General features: G+C 70.1%; 1 protein-coding gene. It reads left to right on the top strand.

Annotation, left to right across the window (positions count from 1 at the left end):
- The first annotated feature begins 234 nt into the window (after positions 1 to 234).
- Positions 235 to 1,425, top strand: coding sequence for an IS110 family RNA-guided transposase (locus ABD345_RS39920; RefSeq protein ID WP_344559739.1), 1,191 nt, complete (start codon positions 235 to 237; stop codon positions 1,423 to 1,425).
- Positions 1,426 to 1,443: the final 18 nt, after the last annotated feature.

Raw genomic sequence — 1,443 nt, 5'->3', positions numbered from 1 at the left:
GGTCCTACGTTGTTGGTGGGTTGGACGGGCCGTCGTAAGGTCCAGAGGCCCAGAGACGCCGGGCATGGCTTTCAGGGGGTTGCCCACGATGGTTCCCATCACCTGGCCGCCCGGCGTCTCACGACGACTCGACCGCTGATTAGGAGCTGCGGGCCCCTCGGGTGCATCGCTGAGTAGGACCACGCTGGCGAGGTCGTCCGGAGCACGAGAACGATCGAACGACCGGAGGAACAGGTGGCCCGGATCTGGGTGGGCACGGACATCGGCAAGACCCACCACCACTGCGTGGTCCTCGACAGCGAGGGCAGGAAGTTGCTCTCGCGCCGGGTGCTGAACGATGAGCCGGAGCTGCTGGCCCTGCTCGCCGACGTCCTCGCCCTCGACGAGGACGTGGTGTGGGCGGTGGACGTCGCCGACGGCATGGCCGCTCTGTGGATCAACACCCTGCTCAACCACGGCCAGCAACTGGTCTACATACCCGGCCTGGCCGTCAACCGGGCCTCGGCCGGCTACCGGGGCACCGGCAAGACCGACGCCAAGGACGCCACTGTCATCGCCGACCAGGCCCGCATGCGCCGCGACCTGGCCGTCATCCACCCGGACGACGAGCTGACCGCCGAGCTGCGGATCCTCACCGGTCGCCGGGGCGACCTGGTCGCCGACCGCACTCGCCGGACCAACCGCCTGCGCGGCCAACTCACGGGTTCCTTCCCGGCGTTGGAGCGCGCACTGGATCTCGGCAACGTCGGCCCGCTGGTCCTGCTGACGGGCTACCAGACCCCGGCCGCCCTGCGTCGCGCCGGCCGCAGCCGCCTGGAGACCTGGCTGCGCAACCGCAAGGTCCGCGGCGCGGCAGAGCTCGCCCAGGCCGCCCTGGAAGCGGCCGATCGCCAGTACTCGACCGTTCCCGGGGAGAAGGTCATCGCGCAGATGGTCCACACCCTGGCCAGGGAGGTGATGGGCCTGGGCGAGCAGATCGCCGAGATCGACAAGCTCATTGCGGCCCGGTTTCGCGACCACGACCTCGCCGCACTGATCGCCAGCATGCCCGGCATCGGCCCCCTGCTGGGCGCCGAGTTCCTCGCCGCGACCGCCGGAGACATGAGCCGCTTCGGCAGCGCCGACCGCCTCGCCAGCTTCGCCGGCGTCGCGCCCGTGCCCCGGGACTCCGGCAACGTCAGCGGCAACCTCCACCGGCCCCGGCGCTACCACCGCGGCCTCCAGCGTGTCTTCTACACCTCCGCGCTGATCAGCATCCGCAGCTGCGAGGAGTCCCGCCGGTTCTACGAGCGCAAGCGCGCCGAAGGCAAGCGCCATACCCAGGCCGTCCTCGCCCTGGCCCGCCGACGCGTCAACGTCCTGTGGGCTCTCATCCGTGACGGACAGTGCTTCCAACGTGGACTCCCGGTCGCATCAGCGGCTTGACAACAGCATTAGGAGGTG

The sequence above is a fragment of the Kitasatospora saccharophila genome (assembly GCF_039529925.1).
GTDB classification, from domain to species: Bacteria; Actinomycetota; Actinomycetes; order Streptomycetales; family Streptomycetaceae; genus Kitasatospora; species Kitasatospora saccharophila.
This window is presented reverse-complemented; position numbering and strand designations above follow the sequence as displayed.